This window comes from Streptomyces sp. Q2 (assembly GCF_056820935.1).
Genome location: NZ_JBXEJE010000040.1, coordinates 34771 through 51713 on the forward strand (window position 1 = coordinate 34771; position 16943 = coordinate 51713).

The following is a 16943-nucleotide window of genomic DNA, read 5'->3' on the forward strand; positions in this document are numbered from 1 at the left end:
AGGTACGCCTCCACTCTAGCGGAGGCAACCCTCCGCTTCAATCGAGTCGCCCGCCCGGGAGGCAGCCGTGACCGCCCAGCCCTTCCCCGTCAGCGAGATCGTCGCGTCGAGGCGACCGCACCGCAAGGACGCGGCCCGCAACTACGACGCCCTGCTCGCCGCCGCCAACGAGGCCTTCGCGGAGCACGGCTCGGAGGCCTCGCTGGAGGACATCGCCCGCCGCGCGGGCGTCGGCATCGGGACGCTGTACCGGAACTTCCCCACCCGCCGCCACCTCTTCGAGAGCGTCTACGCGCATGAGGTCAACGCGTTGTGCCGGGTCGCCGAGGAGGTCGCCGACCGCGAGCCCTGGGACGCCCTGACGGCCTGGCTGGACCGGTTCGCCGGCTACATGGTGACCAAGCGGGCCGTGCGGGAGGCGCTCAATGACGAGTCGGAGATCTTCGCCGCCTGCCGCGATTCCCTGTACGCGGCCGGGGGGCCGCTGTTCGTCCGGGCCCAGCAGTCCGGCGAGGCGCGCACGGACATGGACTTCGTCGACCTGCTGCGCATGGTGGCGGGCATCAGCGCGACGACGTTCGACGACGACGCCCAGCGCGACCGGGTCCTGTCCGTCGCCCTCGACGGCGTGCGCACCCGGCACTGAGACTCCGCTCTAGCCTTACATTGCCTGACTCAAGTAAATTTGGCGCCCGGTAACACCGCAGCAAACGGCAGCGGCACGCTGCCCGTCAGGCGCCGGCCCGCTCCCCCCGGGCCCGCCGCAGTCCCAGCGAACGGAACCACATGCCTCTCCTGGCCCGCCCGGCGGTGGCCACCCTCGCCGCCAAGACGATGCAACGGATGACCCTCCTCGCCGACCGGCGCTCCGGCGGGCGTGGCTCCGCGGCGTCCTCGCACGCCCGCTTCCCCGAATTCCCGCGCACCGTGGAAGAGTTGACGATCCCCACGACCATCGCCCCGGCCCGGGTGACGGTGTACCTGCCCGCGACCGAGGAGACCGGCGGGGCGGCGCCCCCGGTGCACGTCAACTTCCACGGCGGCGGCTACGTCATGTCGCTCACGGAGCTGGACGACCCGCTGTGCCGCTTCCTCGCCGCTCGGGCGGGGGTCGTGGTGATCAACGTGGATTACGTCGTCGCCCCGCAGCACCCGTTCCCGGCTCCGCCCAGGCAGGCGTACGAGGTCGTCCGCTGGGTCGCCGAGCACGGCGCCGAACACGGCTGGGACGGCAGCCGCCTCACCGTGGGCGGGCAGAGCGCGGGCGGCGGACTCGCGGCGGCCGTGGCGCGCCAGGCACTCGAAGAGGACGGTCCCCCGATCGCGCTCCAGGTCCTGCACTATCCCCCGCTGGACCTCGCGACCGGTGCCCGGCACAAGCGCGCCAGTGTCGACCGGCCGATGCTGCGGCCCTGGATGGCCGACGTCTTCGACACCTCGTACGTCCCGGACGTCCGGCTGCGCACCGACCGGCTGGTGTCGCCCGCCCATTCCTGCGACACCGCGGATCTGACGGGCATCGCCCCGGCCCTCGTCGTCACGGCCGAGTACGACCTGCTGCGGGCGGAGGCCGTGAGCTACGCCGACCGACTGCGGAAGACGGGGTCCCTGGCCGGGCACCACGACGTGGCCGGGGCCGACCACGGGTACGACGGCTCGGACGACGAGAAGGCGCGCGACACGTACGCCTTGATCGCCCGCCACCTACGCGAGGCCGTCCGCTCCTGAGGAGGCGGACGCCCCCGGTTCAGGCCGCCGAGGTCGCGGCGGCCGCCTCCACGACGACGTCGGCGACGCGTGCGGACTGTTCGACCAGGACCGCGTGTCCCGCGTCGGGCACCGTGACCATGTGGATGCGGGGGCAGGCCTCCAGCTCCAGCCGCTCACCGTCCGTCAGACCGATCTCGTCGTGGTCGCCCCGGACCACCCAGGCGGTGGCGCCGGAGTCACACAGTCGCGCGACCAGCGACGGGTGCCGGTCGAGGTACTCGTAGTAGCGCCGGATGATCCGCCGGCACGTCTCCGGGTCGTTGTGGCCCATGTCCGCCGCCAGCGCCTCCGCGCGCCGCGGCGGCAGTTCGTGCTTCATCGCTCGGGGCAGCAGCTTGAGCATCGCGGCCCAGGCGGCGGCGGAGAGTACCGGTACCCGTCCGACGGAGTTCATCACGCCCAGGAACTTCGCCTCGTCCCCGCGCGAGAACGTCGGCGACAACAGGACCAGCGGTCCCGGGAACAGGCCGGACGCAGCCATCTCGATCGCCACGTTCGCCCCGAGGCTGTGGCCCACCACCACGTCGCAGCCGGACTCGGCCGCGAGTCCGGCCATCAGCCTGGCGTAGTTGTCCAGGGTGACGTCCTCGGGCGCCGAGGTCCCTCCGAACCCCGGCATCGTCGCCGCCACCATCCCCAGTCCCTCCACCGCCGGTTCGGCCATCACGTCCGCGTAGAACTCGGTCGTGCACAGACCGCCCGGAATCATCAGCGCCCGGTGCGGGGCCTCGGCCGGCCCCGCGCGGCGGACATCCCAGCTCTCGTTCATACTCCGAGCCTGACGCCGGACGCCGGCGCCCGCATCCCCTGCGGTGGGCCGGCGTCCGTCCTCGCGCCCTCGGGAGCGGGTCCACTCCGTCAGTGGGCGCCGATCAGCTCCTGACCGGCGGCGCTGCGCGGAGCCTGCCGGGAGCCTCGCAGCGTGGCGATGCCGATGAAGACCATGGACGACAGTCCGGCGAGGGCGAAGGCGGTGAAGCCCCACTCGCCGTTGCCCGCGGCGAGGAACCGGCCGCCGAGGCCGACGCCGGCCAGGGTTGGCCCAGGCCGAAGACGGCGACGCCGTCCGCCAGGGCGCACACGCCCGAGGCCGGCGAGAACAGGACGACGCGGGAGACCATCAGCTTCTTGCGTCCGATCCGGTCGGCGATCGTGCCGGCGGTCAGGGCGCCGACCAGCATGCCGAAGGTGGCGTAGCTGCCGAGGTCGCCGGCCTGGTCCGGGGTGAGGCCGAAGGTCTTCGTCTCCAGCAGGTGCGGGAGCACCGAGCCGCAGATGAACATGTCCAGGCCGTCGAAGAGGACGGCCAGCCGGCACAGGCCGACGACCAGGAGGGCCAGTGTGCTGCCGCGGGCGGACAGGGGGAGGAGGACATCGTTGTCTTCCTCTCGTGCGGGCGTGGTGCCCCGACGCTGGATACCCGCGGGGATGCTCGTCAACGTTTTTGTCAACAATTTCATCGACAATGAAGAGCGTCGGGGCGACAGGGAGACGAGGGGGTGTTACGCGACCGGCGGCGTGCCGTGCGTGTGGAAGGACTCGATGGTCTTCAGCCCCCAGGCCTGCCCCTTCCTCCGCTCCTCCTCGGTCCAGGTGATCAGCGGCCAGTCGGGCGCCAGCACCAGTCGGGTGAGCGGGTTGCACAGCTCGATGCGGTTGCCACCGGGCTCGTAGACGTACAGGAAGAACGTCTGCTGGATGGCGTGCTTGTGCGGGCCCGTCTCGATGAACACACCGGCGTCGATCGCGAGGTCGGCCGCGCGCAGGATGTCCTCGCGCGTGTCGGTCGCGAAGGCGATGTGGTGCAGCCGGCCCGCCGAGCCGGTCCAGTCCGAGGTGTAGACGACGTCGTACGACTTGTTCGTGTACGTCAGCCAGCGCGCCGCGATCTTGCCCGTGTCGAGGCGGATCTGCTCGGTGGGCCGGGCACCCAGGATGTTCTGCTGGAACTCGGCGTTGGCGAGCACGTCGGCGGCGAGGAAGTTGACGTGGTCCAGGCGCCGCACCCCCACGCCCCGGTTGGGCTTGGCCTGCGGCTGGTTCTTCAGCGCCGGCTTCAGCTCGTCGGGGGCCCGGTAGTGCTCGCTCTCCCAGTACAGGGCGTGCTCGTGGCCGTCCGGGTCGGTGGTGACGTAGAGCTTGCCGAGGCCGGGCTCGTCCTCGACCCAGCGGCCGCTGCCGCCCGCCTCCTCGACCGCCCTCACACGGCGCTGGAGTGCCTCCTCGCTGGAGGTGCGCAGGGCGAGCCGGCCGAGGCCGGGCTGTTCGCGGGCGGTGAGGACCAGGCTGTGGTGCTCGTAGTCGTCGAAGGTCCGCAGGTGGACCGTGTCGCCGTTCTGCCCGTTGACGGTGAGCCCCAGATAGTCGGTGAAGAAGGCGACGCTGGCGTCCAGGTCGGGGGTGAACAGCTGGGCGTGGCCGATGTGGGCGATGTCGCCGAGCGGCGGAGTCATCGTCGGCCTCCTCGGGTGTGCGGGGGAATCGGTGCCGTCTCGGCGGACCGGGGGAAGACGGTGCCGTCGAAGATCTTGCGGGCCGTGCGGACCACGGCGGTACGGCGGGCGGAGGGCAGGCCGTCGGGGGTGGCGTCGAGGCTGCTCTCGATGTCCAGGAACCCCATGGGATGTTCTATGCGGATGCGGTCGCCGTCGGCGTCGAGTTCCGCGAGGCCGGCCCCGACGCTGCCGTCGATCCGCAGTCCGGCGGCGACACTGGCCGCGCCGAGCACCCCGATCGAGGTGTGGCAGCGCACCGGGATGAAGGTGCGGGTGGTGACCGCGCCGCCGTCCCTGGGCGGGGCGAGCAGCGAGAGTTTGGGCACGGTGGCGTTCGAGACGTCACCGAGGCCCATCAGGCGGCCCGCCTCCAGGCGGATCGTGCGCAACCGGTCGGCCAGTCCCTCGTCGGCCTCCAGCTCGGCGGGCGACTCGTAGCCGGTGACCTTGAGCGAGGCGGCCTCGATGAGGACCGTCGGCATGCCGTTGTCCACGCACGTCACGGGCACGCCGTCGATCTCGTCGCGGACGTTGCCGGTGGGCAGCAGCGGGTTCGCGCTCGGCGGGAACTCGATCAGGACCGGCGCGGCGGTCCCCGGCACACCGGAGATCTCGGCGTTCCCGGTGTAGCGCACCCGGCCGCCGGGGGTCGGGAAGGTCGCCGTCGCGTGGTCACCGGTGTTGACCATGCGGATGCGGACGGAGGTCTCCTCCTCCCCCGCGGCCACGAGTCCGCGTTCGACGGCGAACGGTCCGATGCCGGCGAGGAGGTTGCCGCAGTTCTGACGGTCACTCACCTCTGGTTCGCCGACGCCGACTTGGAGGAAAAGGTAGTCGACGTCGGCCCGTGGGTCGGCTGAGGGTGAGACCACGGCAACCTTGCTGGTGAGCGGGTGGGCGCCGCCCAGGCCGTCGATCTGCCGCTCGTCGGGGCTGCCCATGATCCGCAGCAACAGCTCGTCACGCAGGGCCGGTTCGGCGGGAAGGTCGTCGGCGAGGAAGTAGGCACCCTTGGAGGTGCCGCCCCGCATCAGCAGGCAGGGCACCCCCTCGGGCGCCGCGGTCACGACCGCTCCCCCTCGTACTCGTCATACGTCTTGTACTCGACGCCCAGCCTCCGCAGCGTCTCCCGCAAGCCGTACCGGTCCAGGCCGAGTTGGCCGTCGACGAAGGCGGCGCGGGCCTTGGCCTCCTTGGCCTCGCGGGCCTCGGACGCCTCGACGGTGGCGCGCACCCGCTCGCGGGGTACGACCACCACGCCGTCGTCGTCGGCGAGGATCACGTCACCGGGGCGGATGACCTGACCGTCGATGGCGATCGGCACGTTGACCGAACCGCCGGTGGCCTTGACCGTGCCCTGTGAGGAGACCGCCCGCGACCAGGCGGCGAAGCCCATCTCCCGCAGCTCCTGGGTGTCACGGATGCCCGTGTTCATGACGACGCCGCGCACCCCGCGCCGGTGCAGGGCGGTCGCGAACAGCTCCCCGAACAGGCCGTCCGTGCACGGAGAGGTGGTGGTGACGACCAGGATGTCGCCCTCGCCGCACTGCTCGACGGCGGCGTGGATCATGAGGTTGTCGCCGGGCCAGCTGAGCACGGTCACCGCGGTGCCCGCGACCCGTACGCCCTGTTGGATCGGGCGGATCCCGGGCCCGAGCAGACCGGTGCGGCCCATGGCCTCGCTGACGGTGGCCACGCCGTAGCCGGCCAGCGCGTCGACGTCGTCGAGCTCGGCCTTCGGGGGCTTGGTGACGATGACGCCGCTCATGCCAGCTCCTTCGCGATCTGCGGGTACGGACGCATGTAGGCCTCGGCCATGGTCTTGTGCGCGAGCCCCAGGTTCGGGCCGGCGTTGCGCTTGAGCTGCACGCCTCGGCGGACCGCGAGGTCGGTGTAGTAGTCCCACAGGTGCTGCTGGGCACCCAGGCACTCCATGGCCTTGCGCTTGGTGTCCCACACCTCGGTGATGTCGAGCAGCACCTCGGGCTTGAAGCCGCTCATCTCGGGCTGGTGCGGTTCGAAGAAGAACACCGGCGGGGCGCCGATGATCTCGCCGGGGCCGGGGTAGCCGATGGCCTGGGCGAGGACCCGGGCTTCCAGGGCCATCCGGTTGGCTGCCGGATGGTCGCCGTTGTACGGGTCCTCGGTCGGGTGGGTGAGGACGACGTCGGGCTGGGTGTCGCGGTAGACCTCGACGAGCCGGTCGGTGAGCTCGGGGGTGACGAGCAGCGGGTAGTCGCCGGCGTCGAAGAAGCGGACCTCGGCGCCGAGGGTGGCGGCGGCCCGCTCGGCCTCGTCCCGGCGCAGCGCCTTGATCTCGTCCAGCTTCCTGCCCTCGCGCCAGGCCTTGGCGGACTCGCCCCGCTCGCCGAAGGTCAGGCAGGCGATGGTGACCTTCTCCCCGCGGGAGGCGGCCAGGGCGATGGCTCCACCGGCTCTCCATACGAAGTCCCCCGCGTGCGCGGTGACGACGAGTGTCGATCGGGGGGTGGCGGGCGCGCCTGGGTGCGTCATGCTCGGTTTCTCCTCGGGGTGGACAGGTGTGCGCCCGCCTCGCGCCGCTCAGACGCGCAGCGCCTCGATCACGCTGGTGAGGTGGGCGCGGACGGCCGTCTCGGCCGCCTGCGGGTCCCTGGCCCTGATCGCCTCGATCATCGCCAGATGCTCGTTCAGGGACTGCTGCGGGCGTCCCGGCCTCAGCGCCAACTGGAAGCGGTGGCGCACCAGTTGGGCGTTGAGCCGCTCCAGGAGTTCCAGGGCGGTCTGCTGCCCGGAGAACTCCCGGATTCTGGTGTGCAGTTCGTGGTTGAGGTCGGAGTAGGTCACGGGCTCGCCGTCGGCCACGGCCTTGGTCATCGCCGTGCCGAGGTCGGTCAGTTCACCGAGCTGCTCGTCGCTGGCCGCGACGGCCGCCTTCGCCGCGCACAGCCCTTCGAGGACCATGCGGCACTCGGTGATGGCGACCGCTTCGTCCACGGTCACCACCCGTACCCGCGAGCCTCGGTTGCGGATCCGCTCGACGAGCCCCTGGGACTCCAGGTCGATCAGTGCCGCACGGATGCTGGCCCGTGTCACACCGAACTGCTCGGCGAGCTCGTTCTCCACCAGCCGCTGTGCCGGTGCCATCTCGCCGTGCAGGATCGCCTGCCGCAGCTGCGCGAGCGCGTGCTGTCTGGCCTGCTCTCCGGTGCTCGGACGGGCTTCTTTCGGCATCGCTGCCCTCCCTGAGTGAGTGCCTGTCGAACCTAAATCTAGCCAAACAAAATTGTCAACAATTTTGTCGGCTGCATTGCGGGCGGATCTTCCCAGGAGTGTCCCGCAGGGCGCTTCGAGAGCGGTTCAGCGGGTGGCGCGGCCCAGCCCGCAACCGAAGCCGCGGCGGGTGTGGATGAGGGCGGGGTCCTCCCGGTCCGCCTTGCGCGGCGGCGGGAGACGAGCTTCTCGATGACCTGGTCGGCGCGATACCCGCCCCCATACGCACCGGCAGATCCGCTCCTTCGACAGCACGCGCTCGGCATTGGCCGGCACATGGCCGGGCTCTCCCACCCCCGGCCTCACACAGCTCCCCGCCCTCGCGGCCTCCTTCCACCACACCGGCCTCGCGGTCACTCCCGTCACCGACGGGGACCCGCGGCCCCTGTCCGCCGGTGCCGCTCTCACGGCGTACCGGGTCGCGCGGGAGGCCCTGACCAACGTCACCAAGCACGCCGTGACCGGCTCGGCCGACGTGCGGCTCGCCTACACCCACGACCGGCCGGTCGTCACGGTCGTCAACGCCGACGGCGCGGCGGCAGCATCCGCACGGCGGCCACCCGAGGCCCCGCCCCGCCCCGCCCGTGGCGCCCCCACCCTTCCGCTTGCTTAAGTCAATCAATTGAGATTAACTTGAGTGAGTCAAGCAATACTGACCGAACCGAACCCCCTTGCTCTGACCGGAGGCCTTTGCCATGTCCGACGCCCTTGCCCGACCCGCCGCAGCGGGGACATCCGCCCCGCCGAGGTCGAACGCCGTCGTGGCGGTGCTGGCCTTCGCCGGAATCGTCGTCGCGCTGATGCAGACCCTGGTCATCCCGATCGTCCCCGAGCTGCCCAGACTCCTCGACGCCTCCGCGTCCAACACCGCCTGGGCCGTCACCGCCACCCTGCTCGCCGCCGCCGTCGCCACCCCCGTGGTCGGCCGCCTCGGCGACATGCACGGCAAGCGCCGCATGCTGCTCGTCAGCATCGTCCTGCTGATCGCCGGCTCCGTCGTCTGCGCGCTCAGCGACTCCGTGATCCCGATGATCGCCGGACGCGCCCTGCAGGGCCTGGCCGCCGGCGTCATCCCGCTCGGCATCAGCATCATGCGCGACATCCTGCCCGCCGAACGGCTCGCCGGGTCGACCGCCATGATGAGCGCGTCCCTCGGCGTCGGCGGCGCCCTTGGCCTGCCCTCGGCGGCCTTCATCGCCGACAGGTGGGACTGGCACCTGCTGTTCTGGACCTCCGCCACCCTCGGCGCCGTCGCCTTCGTGCTGGTGGTGGTGATCGTGCCGGAGTCCACGGTGCGGGCCGGCGGCCGCTTCGACCTGGTCGGCGCGCTGGGCCTGTCGGCCGGACTGGTGACCCTGCTGCTGGCCGTCTCCAAGGGCGGCGACTGGGGCTGGACGTCCGTCACCACGCTCGGCCTCGGCATCGCCTCGGTCGCGATCCTGATCGCCTGGGGCCTCTACGAACTGCGCAGCAGCCGGCCGCTGGTCGACCTGCGTACCACCGCCCGCCCGCAGGTGCTGTTCACCAACCTCGCCTCCGTCGCGCTCGGCTTCTCGATGTTCGCGATGTCCCTGGTGCTGCCGCAGCTGCTCCAGCTGCCCGAGCAGACCGGCTACGGCCTCGGCAGGTCGATGCTCACCGTCGGCCTGGTGCTGGCCCCGCAGGGCCTGGTCATGATGGCCATGTCCGCCGTGTCCGCGGCCATCACCAAGGCCAAGGGCCCCAAGCTGACGCTGATGATCGGCGCGCTGATCGTGGCCTGCGGCTACAGCCTCAACATGGTCCTCATGTCCGAGGTCTGGCACCTCGTCCTGGTCTCCTGCGTCATCGGCGGCGGCATCGGCTTCACCTACGGGGCGATGCCCGCCCTCATCATGGGCGCCGTCGACCCCACCCAGACCGGCGCCGCCAACAGCCTCAACACCCTCATGCGGTCCCTGGGCACGTCCTTCGCCAGCGCCATCGCCGGCGTCATCCTGGCCCAGATGACCACCGACTTCGGCGGCTACGCCCTCCCCTCGGAGAACGGCTTCAAGGTCGTCATGGCCCTCGGCGCCGGAGCGGCCCTCCTCGCCTTCCTCATCGCCACCTTCATCCCCGAGCACCGCGCCCCGCGGACCGCACCCGCCGCCGACGGCCCGGCCGAGACCACGGAGGTCGCCGCGGCCAAGGTGTGACCGCACGCCCTATGAGGACCGAGGCGGCCGCCACCGGACGACGGGGGGCGGCCGCCTCGGATGTCACCGACTACTTGATGACCGCGTTGGCCACGACGACGACCGCCCCGAAAAGCGCGTCGCCCACTCCGATGAGGACGGCGACGGCCCATGTGCGGTGCGACCACCTGGCCGTGACCAGCCCCAGCGTGAACAGCAGCACGATGTTCAGGGTGAACGCCGGGTACTCGACCCCGTCGGCCGGCCACCAGCCCCAGCCCGCCCCCGCGAGAACGACCACGGTCGGCAGCACGGCCGCGATCAGGGGCCACTCGTCCACGAGGGCGCGCAGGACGTCCCAGCGGCGGTGCGGGGCGCGCTCGGCGATGAAGTGGGCGTAGCCGTGCGCGAGGGCGGAGGCGAATGCCGTCACCAGCAGCCACAACGCGTCGTAGCGGCGGCTGCCCTCGGAGGAGTGGCCGTGCTGGGTGAGCGCGGCGACCATGGAGCAGGCCAGTACCGCTCCGTAGACACCGCCGAACAGGACGGCCTCGCGCGTGTTGTGCCGGTGCGGCTCGGAGACGGCCGCCGTACTGTCCGCCATGCCCCCAACGATCACCCGGGCCCGGCGGCGGCGCCAGCCGGCGCGAACCCGCGACGAAGTGTCCTCCCGCCTGGGCACCTCCCCCACACTCTGTCGGCGGCCGGAGACGGTCGCGCCTGGTTAGGGTCGGCGCATGACGCACAGCTTCGCTCTCCACATCCCCGACGCCGAGCTCGAACCCGAGCCCCTCGACCCGGCGCAGATCGTGTCCGGGACGCCTGAGGTGACCGGGAAGGTCGTCTGGGAGTCGCAGGACGGGCGGCAGCTCCGTGGGATCTGGCAGATCACGCCGGGCGTGGTCACCGACACCGAGGCGGACGAGTTGTTCGTGGTGGTCAGCGGGTCGGCCACGGTGGAGGTCGAGGGCGGGCCGACGCTGCGGGTCGGACCCGGGGACATGGCCGTACTGCGCGCGGGCGACCGTACGACGTGGACAGTGCACGAGACGCTGCGGAAGGCCTACGCGATCAGTCTGTGAGCGGCGGGGCCGTGGTGCCGCGGATCTCCAGGGTCGGGGTGGCCAGGTGGAGCCGTCCCGCTCCCTGGGCTCCCTCGAAGCGGTCGAGGAGGCAGCGGGCGGCGCGGCGGCCCACCTCGTGGCCGGCGTTGTCGACGGTGGTGAGCCACAGGTGGCGCAGCCGGGAGATGCTCGTGTCGTCGTAGCCGGTGACGGACAGGTCGTGCGGGACGCGCAGGCCCAGTTCCGCGGCCGCCGAGAGCACGCCGACGGCGGTGATGTCGTTGACGGCGACGACGGCGGTGGGCCGCCCCGGCCGGCCGAGCAGCCGTACGGCGGCCCGGAAGCCGCCCTCCTCCGTCAGGTCGCCGGTCTCCACGAGCGCCCGGTCGGCGAGGCCGTGGGCGCGCATGGCCGCCTCGAAGCTGCGGCGGCGCAGTTCGCCGACGGCTCCGTAGCCCGCGATGTGCGCGATGCGGCGGTGGCCGAGGCCGATGAGGTGCTCGGTGACCAGCCGGGCGCCCTGCTCGTCGTCGCCCGCGACGACGTCGACGCCGGGCGGGACGGGTTCGCGGGCGCCCGCGACGACGACCGGTATCCGCTCGGCGACGGTGCCGAGGGCGGCCGGGTCGGGCAGGGTGCCGACCACGACCAGGCCGTCGGCCTGGAGGTCCAGGAAGGGCCGGGCGAGGTCCTGGCCGGTGCGGCGGTTGAGGCGGGCGTCGCCCAGCAGCATGTGCAGGCCGTGCTCGTGCAGGAGCGGGTTCAGGCCGTCGAGGAGGTCGACGAACCAGGGGTTGCGCAGGTCGTTGAGGAGGACGCCGACCGTGCGGGTGCGCTGCTCGCTGAGGCTGCGGGCGGCCGCGTTGGGGCGGTAGCCGAGTTCCCGCACCGCCCGCAGTACGGCCTCCCGCTTCTCCGGGCGGACCTGGTCGGAGCCGCGCAGTACGAGCGAGACCAGCGACTTGGAGACGCCGGCCTGCTCGGCCACGTCCCGGATCGTCGGCTGTCTCATGCTCTGGACCGTTCCATGCGGCGCGCCACCTTGTCAAAGGGGTTGACACCTGTAGAAAGCCCGCTCAGGGTGGCTTGGACAGTTTGTGGACCGGTCCAAAGAGGGGCTCATGGTGGATACGCTCGGTGTCGCCGTCATCGGATTCGGCTGGATGGGCCGGGTGCACACCCAGGCGTACGCCCGCGTCCTGCACCACTATCCGCAGCTCGGCCTGCGCCCGGAACTGGTGACGGTCGCCGACGAGGTGCCGGGGCGGGCCGAGGCGGCCGCCGAGCAGTTCGGGTTCGCCACGGCCGTCCGGGACTGGCGCGAGGTGGCCGCCGATCCGCGGGTGCGGGCCGTCAGCGTCACCGCGCCGAACTTCCTGCACCGGGAGATCGGCGTCGCGATGGCCGAGGCCGGCAAGCACGTCTGGATCGAGAAGCCGGTCGGTCTGACCCTGGCCGACGCCCGGGCGGTCGCCGACGCCGTCACGACGGCCGGCGTGCAGGGCACGGTCGGCTTCAACTACCGCAACGCGCCCGCCGTCGAGTCGGCCCGGCAGCTGATCGCCACCGGCGGGATCGGCACGGTCACCCATGTCCGCGTCCGCCTGTTCAGCGACTACGCGGCCCATCCCGAGGGCGCCCTGACCTGGCGCTACGAACGGGAGCGGGGCGGCAGCGGAGTACTCGGCGACCTGGCCTCGCACGGTGTGGACCTGGCCCGGTACCTGCTCGGCGACATCGCCTCGCTGACCGCCGACACCGCGGTCTTCGTCCCGGAGCGGGCCCGCCCCACCGGCGCCACGGCCGGTCACAGCCGTGCGTCCGGCGGCGAGCTGGGTCCGGTCGAGAACGAGGACTACGTCAACTGCCTGCTGCGTTTCGCCTCCGGCGCCCGTGGCGTCCTGGAGGCCTGCCGGGTCTCGGTCGGCGAGCAGAACAGCTACGGCTTCGAGGTGCACGGCACCAAGGGCGCGGTGTTCTGGGACTTCCGCCGGATGAACGAGCTCGGCGTCAGCCGCGGCGACCGCTACCAGGACCAGTCGGTCAGCACGGTGTACATCGGCCCCGGCGAGGGCGAGTACGGAGCCTTCCAGCCCGGTTCCGCCAACGCCATGGGCTACGACGACCTCAAGGTGATCGAGGCGCACCGCTTCCTCCGCTCGATCGCCGAGGGCACCGCGCACGGGGCCACCCTCACGGACGCCGTGCACAGCGCCGCCGCGCTGGAGGCGATGGTGCGGTCGGCCGAGAGCGGTGCCTGGGCGGAGGTGGGCGAGCAGGGATGAGACCGTGCCTCGGCCCGGCCGGACGTGACGCCGTGCGTCGGGCGTCACGCCTGTCCTCGGCCCGACGTCTGGAGCCGCCGGCCCAGGTAGACCTTCGCTGGGACGAGGACGAGCCACAGCCACATGATCGTGGGGCCGATCACAAAGGTCAGCGGGACGGTGACGAGGAAGACCACCACGATCGTGGCGCTGTCGAGGAGGTAGAGCGTGGTCGCCGCATCGGAGGGCGTGTCATGGCGCAGCCAGGGGCGTCGGGCCAGGACGGCGGCCACCGCGAGATGGCAGGCGCCGAGCGCGGCGACCGCCCCCGCGTAGACGGCGACCGACACGGGCTGATCGCCGTACTCGGCGAGCAGCCTGGTCGGGAAGGGCACAAGGGCCGCGACGCCGAAGCCGGCGACGGACAGGATGACCACCTGTCCGTCGACCTCCCGCACGCCGCGGAAGATCCTGCGGTGGTCGCGCCAGTAGCCGCCGAGCACCACCACGCTGAGCGCGTAGGCCCCGAGGTCGGGCAGCACCCGGCGCAGGGCCTCGTGGTACTGGTCGGGCTCCAGGCCCCGTGGCACATAGAGATCCAGGACGAGCAGCGTGATGGCGATGGCGAACACGCCGTCGGCGAGTGCCAGCAACCGGTCCGGCCCGCCGTCCGGGCGCGATGTCCACATGGGCTCGACGGTAGGGGCTGTGCAAGCTTCCCTTTCGGATCCACGCCCGTCACGCCCCCGAACGCCGCCGGGGATCACACGGCCGTCGCCTGGGGCGGCATGTTGTACGGCGTGACCACCTGGATCGCCGACGGCAGCGTGGGCCCCGCGGGCGGCAGGGCGCCATGGGCGCGCATCACGAGGTGGCAGGCCTCGCGCAGATCGTGGCGCAGGTCGTGGTGGAGCACGGCGGACAGGCGGTGTTCGCGCAGCAGCCGGGTGTTGTCGTGGTCGAGGTCGTGGGCGACGAACACCGCGCACGGGCGGTCCAGATCCTCGAACGCGCGCAGGGTCGCGATGTTGCCGCCGCCGATCGAGTACACCGCCCGGATGTCCGGGTCGCGTTCCAGTGCGGCCCGGACGAGGTCGTACTGGGTGGCGTCCAGGCCCTGCCCCTCGGCGATCTCGACCAGGGTGCGGTCCGGGTGGAGGGCGCGCATGGCGCTGCGGAAGCCCATCTCGCGCTCCTCCTCGTTGCGGAAGAAGCCGCTGCTGAGGCTGGTGAGGACATTGCCGGGGCGGTCCCCGAGCCACTGGCCCATGAGGTACGCGGCGGTCGCGCCGGCCGCCCGGTTGTCGCTGCCGACGTAGGCGAGGCGGGCGGTGGCGGGCAGGTCGGTGACCAGGGTGACGACCGGTATGCCGGCCTCCGCGAGCCGGCCCACGGCCGCGGTCACCTCGGGGACGTCCGGGGCCTTGAGGACCACGCCCTGGGAGCCGCGCCGGGCGATCCCGTCCAGGGTCCGGGTGAGCTCCTGGATCGGGCCCGTCTCGCGGAAGTGGAAGCGCGAGCGCACGACCGCCGGGTGCAGGGACGGCAGCTCGGCCTCCAGGGCGGCGCGGACGGCCGTGGAGAACCGCTCCGGTGCCTGCATCACGATGTCGATCATGAAGGTGCGGCCGACCAGACGGACCTGGGTGCGCTGTCGGTCGAGGTCGGCGATGGCCTGCCGGACCTCCCGCGCGGTGCTCTCGCGCACGCCGCCCCGCCCGTTGAGGACCCGGTCGACGGTGGCCTCGCTGAGGCCCGCCTGACGTGCGATCTCCCGGATCGGGAAGGGGTGGCCCACCTGCGGCTCCTTTGAGGGGTTTTTGATGGCTCGCTGCCGGTTGTTCGAGGGGTTTGTACTGACAAGAATGGCAGCGCCGAGTCACCCCTGTCATCGAGAGGACGACGATGTCCTTCACCTCCGTGCAACGCCGTGCCTGGCTGTCCGAGCGGGACTGCGACCTGGCCGGACTGCGCTCGCTCGTCGAACGCTCGACGGACCTCGCCGACTACCCCTACGCCGCTTCGGTGGAGCGCGACGTCCTGGTCTACGACAGTGCGCGGCTGCGCGCCGAGGACCGGCGCGAGGTCCAGGCCGAACTGGTGCGCGCCCTCACCGACGGGCCCGGCATCGTGGTCTTCCGGGGCGCCTTCCCGGACCCGTCGGTCGTCGACCGGCTCTCCGCCGTGTTCGACGCGCTGATCGCCGCGCAGCACGCCTCGGGTGCGACGGCCGGCGACCACTTCGCCACGCCCGGCGCCAACGACCGGGTCTGGAACGCCCTGGAGAAGGCGGCCCGGCACGACCCGGACGCGTTCGCCGACTACTACGCCAACGACATCCTGGCGCTGGTCTCGACCGCCTGGCTGGGTCCGGGCTACCAGGTCACCTCGCAGGTCAACGTGGTCAACCCGGGCGGCGCGGCGCAGACGGTGCACCGCGACTACCACCTGGGCTTCCTGTCCAACGAGGTGGCGGCCGCCTACCCCGCGCACGTACACCGCCTCTCCCCCGTGCTCACGCTGCAGGGCGCGGTCGCGCACTGCGACATGCCGGTCGAGTCCGGGCCCACGCTGTACCTGCCGTACTCGCAGACCTACGAACCGGGCTACCTGGCGTGGCGCCTGCCCGAGTTCCGGGCGTACTTCGAGGAACGGCACATCCAGCTCCCGCTGGCCAAGGGCGACGCGGCCTTCTTCAACCCGGCGCTGTTCCACGCCGCCGGGACCAACCGCTCCGCGGACATCCGGCGCACCGCCAACCTCCTCCAGGTGTCCTCGGCGTTCGGCCGGGCGATGGAGACGGTGGACCGCGAGGCCGTCGCGAACGCCGTGTTCCCCGTGCTGCTCGAGCGCCGGGCCCGGGGCGCGGACGAGGCGTGGCTGGACAACGTGATCGCGGCGAGCGCGGAGGGATACGCCTTCCCCACCAACCTCGACAGCGATCCGCCGGTCGCGGGCCTGGCCCCGCCGTCGCAGGCGGACACGGTACGGCGGGCGGTGCGCGAGGCGTGGACACCCGAGGCACTGCGGGACGAACTACGGGCCGGCGCCGAGCGCCGCACGAGCTGAAAGGGCCTGCAACGCATGGGACTTCTCGACGACAAGGTCGTCCTGGTCAACGGCGGCAGCCAGGGGGTGGGCGCCGCCATCGCGCGGGCCGCCGTCCGGGAGGGCGCGGTGGTGGCCGTCACCGGCCGCCGCCCGGAACCCGGCGAGGCCCTGGTGGCGGAGCTGGCCGCCGCGGGCGGCAAGGCGATGTTCGTACGGGCCGACCTGGCGGACGCCGAGCAGGCCAAGGCGTCCGTGGCACAGGTCGTCGCCGCGTACGGCCGGGTCGACTGCCTGGTGAACTCGGCGGGGCTGACCTCGCGGGGCACGCTCCTCGACACCACGCCCGAGCTGTTCGACCAGCACATCGCCATCAACCTCAAGGCGCCCTTCTTCGCCATGCAGGCCGCCGTCGCCGACATGGTGGGCAGGAAGGCACCCGGCACGGTCGTCAACATCATCACGTCCTCGGCGCACGGCGGGCAGGCGTTCCTCGCCCCGTACGTCGCCGCGAAGGCCGGACTGGTCGGCCTGACCCGCAACGCGGCCCACGCGCACCGTTTCGACCGGGTCCGCATCAACGGGCTGAACATCGGCTGGACCGCGACCGAGGGCGAGGACGCCACGCAGAAGGCCTTCCACGGCGCCGGAGACGACTGGCGCGAGCAGGCCGCGGCCCGGCTGCCGATGGGCAAACTGGGCCAGCCGGACGAAATCGCCGACTTCGTGGTCTTCCTCCTGTCGGACCGGTCCGGAGTGGTCACCGGCTCGGTGATCGACTGGGACCAGAACGTCCTGGGCGGACTTGACTGACCTTTCCTCCCCACCGCCTTCTCCGCCTCCGCTTCCGCCTTCGCCCCCTCGGCTCGTAGCCCCACCTTCTCCTCCCCGCTG

Annotated in this window: 18 protein-coding genes and 1 pseudogene; 8 read left to right on the plus strand and 11 right to left on the minus strand. The window is 72.0% G+C overall.

Features of this window, described 5'->3' with window-relative positions; genetic code table 11:
• The first annotated feature begins 67 nt into the window (after positions 1-67).
• Positions 68-646, plus strand: a complete 579-nt coding sequence (locus ACWBNA_RS36130) for a TetR/AcrR family transcriptional regulator (RefSeq protein ID WP_482708745.1) — start codon at positions 68-70, stop codon at positions 644-646.
• Between the two features lie 140 nt (positions 647-786).
• The gene (locus ACWBNA_RS36135; RefSeq protein ID WP_482708746.1) at positions 787-1728 is read left to right on the plus strand and encodes an alpha/beta hydrolase fold domain-containing protein; all 942 of its coding nucleotides are present in this window, start codon (positions 787-789) and stop codon (positions 1726-1728) included.
• Between the two features lie 19 nt (positions 1729-1747).
• On the opposite strand, the gene ACWBNA_RS36140 is transcribed toward ACWBNA_RS36135, so the two are convergent.
• The 7 genes and pseudogenes from ACWBNA_RS36140 to ACWBNA_RS36170 all read right to left on the minus strand — a co-directional run bounded on the left by ACWBNA_RS36140 (position 1748) and on the right by ACWBNA_RS36170 (position 7478).
• Positions 1748-2539, minus strand: a complete 792-nt coding sequence (locus tag ACWBNA_RS36140) for an alpha/beta fold hydrolase (protein WP_482708747.1) — start codon at positions 2537-2539, stop codon at positions 1748-1750.
• Between the two features lie 242 nt (positions 2540-2781).
• Positions 2782-3131: pseudogene (locus ACWBNA_RS36145) on the minus strand (MFS transporter); the annotation flags it as partial.
• Between the two features lie 141 nt (positions 3132-3272).
• Positions 3273-4223: a VOC family protein gene (locus ACWBNA_RS36150; RefSeq protein WP_482708748.1), complete on the minus strand. Its 951-nt coding sequence runs from the start codon at positions 4221-4223 to the stop codon at positions 3273-3275.
• Complete coding sequence (locus ACWBNA_RS36155) at positions 4220-5332, minus strand: 4-oxalomesaconate tautomerase (RefSeq protein ID WP_482708749.1); 1113 nt, start codon at positions 5330-5332, stop codon at positions 4220-4222. Before ACWBNA_RS36155 ends, ACWBNA_RS36150 begins: the two co-directional genes overlap by 4 nt.
• A complete protein-coding gene (locus tag ACWBNA_RS36160) occupies positions 5329-6033 on the minus strand; it encodes a 4-carboxy-4-hydroxy-2-oxoadipate aldolase/oxaloacetate decarboxylase (RefSeq protein ID WP_482708750.1) in 705 nt (234 codons plus the stop codon). The genes ACWBNA_RS36155 and ACWBNA_RS36160 overlap by 4 nt, the downstream gene beginning before the upstream one ends.
• Positions 6030-6779, minus strand: coding sequence for a PIG-L deacetylase family protein (locus ACWBNA_RS36165; RefSeq protein WP_482708751.1), 750 nt, complete (start codon positions 6777-6779; stop codon positions 6030-6032). The genes ACWBNA_RS36160 and ACWBNA_RS36165 overlap by 4 nt, the downstream gene beginning before the upstream one ends.
• A 48-nt stretch (positions 6780-6827) precedes the next feature.
• Positions 6828-7478, minus strand: a complete 651-nt coding sequence (locus ACWBNA_RS36170) for a GntR family transcriptional regulator (RefSeq protein WP_482708752.1) — start codon at positions 7476-7478, stop codon at positions 6828-6830.
• Between the two features lie 304 nt (positions 7479-7782).
• On the opposite strand from ACWBNA_RS36170, the gene ACWBNA_RS36175 reads away from it, so the two are divergent.
• Both ACWBNA_RS36175 and ACWBNA_RS36180 read left to right on the plus strand, forming a co-directional pair.
• The gene (locus tag ACWBNA_RS36175; protein ID WP_482708753.1) at positions 7783-8130 is read left to right on the plus strand and encodes a hypothetical protein; all 348 of its coding nucleotides are present in this window, start codon (positions 7783-7785) and stop codon (positions 8128-8130) included.
• Between the two features lie 82 nt (positions 8131-8212).
• Positions 8213-9694: an MFS transporter gene (locus ACWBNA_RS36180; protein ID WP_482708754.1), complete on the plus strand. Its 1482-nt coding sequence runs from the start codon at positions 8213-8215 to the stop codon at positions 9692-9694.
• A gap of 70 nt (positions 9695-9764) precedes the next feature.
• Here the strand turns inward: ACWBNA_RS36180 and ACWBNA_RS36185 are convergent, their stop codons facing one another.
• Positions 9765-10277, minus strand: a complete 513-nt coding sequence (locus ACWBNA_RS36185; RefSeq protein WP_482708755.1) for a hypothetical protein — start codon at positions 10275-10277, stop codon at positions 9765-9767.
• A 133-nt stretch (positions 10278-10410) separates the two neighbouring features.
• On the opposite strand from ACWBNA_RS36185, the gene ACWBNA_RS36190 reads away from it, so the two are divergent.
• Positions 10411-10755, plus strand: coding sequence for a cupin domain-containing protein (locus ACWBNA_RS36190; protein ID WP_482708756.1), 345 nt, complete (start codon positions 10411-10413; stop codon positions 10753-10755).
• On the opposite strand, the gene ACWBNA_RS36195 is transcribed toward ACWBNA_RS36190, so the two are convergent.
• Complete coding sequence (locus tag ACWBNA_RS36195) at positions 10745-11749, minus strand: LacI family DNA-binding transcriptional regulator (protein ID WP_482708757.1); 1005 nt, start codon at positions 11747-11749, stop codon at positions 10745-10747. The genes ACWBNA_RS36190 and ACWBNA_RS36195 overlap by 11 nt on opposite strands.
• Before the next feature lie 109 nt (positions 11750-11858).
• Here ACWBNA_RS36195 and ACWBNA_RS36200 point away from each other — a divergent pair, with 109 nt between their 5' ends.
• The gene (locus ACWBNA_RS36200; RefSeq protein WP_482708758.1) at positions 11859-13022 is read left to right on the plus strand and encodes a Gfo/Idh/MocA family protein; all 1164 of its coding nucleotides are present in this window, start codon (positions 11859-11861) and stop codon (positions 13020-13022) included.
• A 44-nt stretch (positions 13023-13066) separates the two neighbouring features.
• Here ACWBNA_RS36200 and ACWBNA_RS36205 read toward each other — a convergent pair whose 3' ends face one another.
• Positions 13067-13690: a TMEM175 family protein gene (locus tag ACWBNA_RS36205; RefSeq protein WP_482708759.1), complete on the minus strand. Its 624-nt coding sequence runs from the start codon at positions 13688-13690 to the stop codon at positions 13067-13069.
• 74 nt (positions 13691-13764) lie between these two features.
• Positions 13765-14799: a LacI family DNA-binding transcriptional regulator gene (locus tag ACWBNA_RS36210; RefSeq protein WP_482708760.1), complete on the minus strand. Its 1035-nt coding sequence runs from the start codon at positions 14797-14799 to the stop codon at positions 13765-13767.
• Positions 14800-14906: 107 nt separating this feature from the next.
• Here ACWBNA_RS36210 and ACWBNA_RS36215 point away from each other — a divergent pair, with 107 nt between their 5' ends.
• Both ACWBNA_RS36215 and ACWBNA_RS36220 read left to right on the plus strand, forming a co-directional pair.
• On the plus strand, positions 14907-16070 hold the full coding sequence (locus ACWBNA_RS36215) for a phytanoyl-CoA dioxygenase family protein (protein ID WP_482708761.1): 1164 nt from the start codon (positions 14907-14909) through the stop codon (positions 16068-16070).
• Between the two features lie 15 nt (positions 16071-16085).
• Complete coding sequence (locus tag ACWBNA_RS36220) at positions 16086-16862, plus strand: SDR family oxidoreductase (RefSeq protein WP_482708763.1); 777 nt, start codon at positions 16086-16088, stop codon at positions 16860-16862.
• The last annotated feature ends 81 nt before the right edge of the window (positions 16863-16943 follow it).

Excerpts from the sequence above, each read along its gene's own strand:
- ACWBNA_RS36200 (WP_482708758.1), top strand. The coding sequence starts at position 11,859 with ATGGTGGATACGCTCGGTGTCGCCGTCATCGGATTCGGCTGGATGGGC.
- ACWBNA_RS36185 (WP_482708755.1), bottom strand. The coding sequence starts at position 10,277 with ATGGCGGACAGTACGGCGGCCGTCTCCGAGCCGCACCGGCACAACACG.
- ACWBNA_RS36205 (WP_482708759.1), bottom strand. The coding sequence starts at position 13,690 with ATGTGGACATCGCGCCCGGACGGCGGGCCGGACCGGTTGCTGGCACTC.
- ACWBNA_RS36180 (WP_482708754.1), top strand. The coding sequence starts at position 8,213 with ATGTCCGACGCCCTTGCCCGACCCGCCGCAGCGGGGACATCCGCCCCG.
- ACWBNA_RS36165 (WP_482708751.1), bottom strand. The coding sequence starts at position 6,779 with ATGACGCACCCAGGCGCGCCCGCCACCCCCCGATCGACACTCGTCGTC.
- ACWBNA_RS36135 (WP_482708746.1), top strand. The coding sequence starts at position 787 with ATGCCTCTCCTGGCCCGCCCGGCGGTGGCCACCCTCGCCGCCAAGACG.
- ACWBNA_RS36170 (WP_482708752.1), bottom strand. The coding sequence starts at position 7,478 with ATGCCGAAAGAAGCCCGTCCGAGCACCGGAGAGCAGGCCAGACAGCAC.
- ACWBNA_RS36160 (WP_482708750.1), bottom strand. The coding sequence starts at position 6,033 with ATGAGCGGCGTCATCGTCACCAAGCCCCCGAAGGCCGAGCTCGACGAC.
- ACWBNA_RS36150 (WP_482708748.1), bottom strand. The coding sequence starts at position 4,223 with ATGACTCCGCCGCTCGGCGACATCGCCCACATCGGCCACGCCCAGCTG.
- ACWBNA_RS36140 (WP_482708747.1), bottom strand. The coding sequence starts at position 2,539 with ATGAACGAGAGCTGGGATGTCCGCCGCGCGGGGCCGGCCGAGGCCCCG.
- ACWBNA_RS36220 (WP_482708763.1), top strand. The coding sequence starts at position 16,086 with ATGGGACTTCTCGACGACAAGGTCGTCCTGGTCAACGGCGGCAGCCAG.
- ACWBNA_RS36195 (WP_482708757.1), bottom strand. The coding sequence starts at position 11,749 with ATGAGACAGCCGACGATCCGGGACGTGGCCGAGCAGGCCGGCGTCTCC.
- ACWBNA_RS36190 (WP_482708756.1), top strand. The coding sequence starts at position 10,411 with ATGACGCACAGCTTCGCTCTCCACATCCCCGACGCCGAGCTCGAACCC.
- ACWBNA_RS36215 (WP_482708761.1), top strand. The coding sequence starts at position 14,907 with ATGTCCTTCACCTCCGTGCAACGCCGTGCCTGGCTGTCCGAGCGGGAC.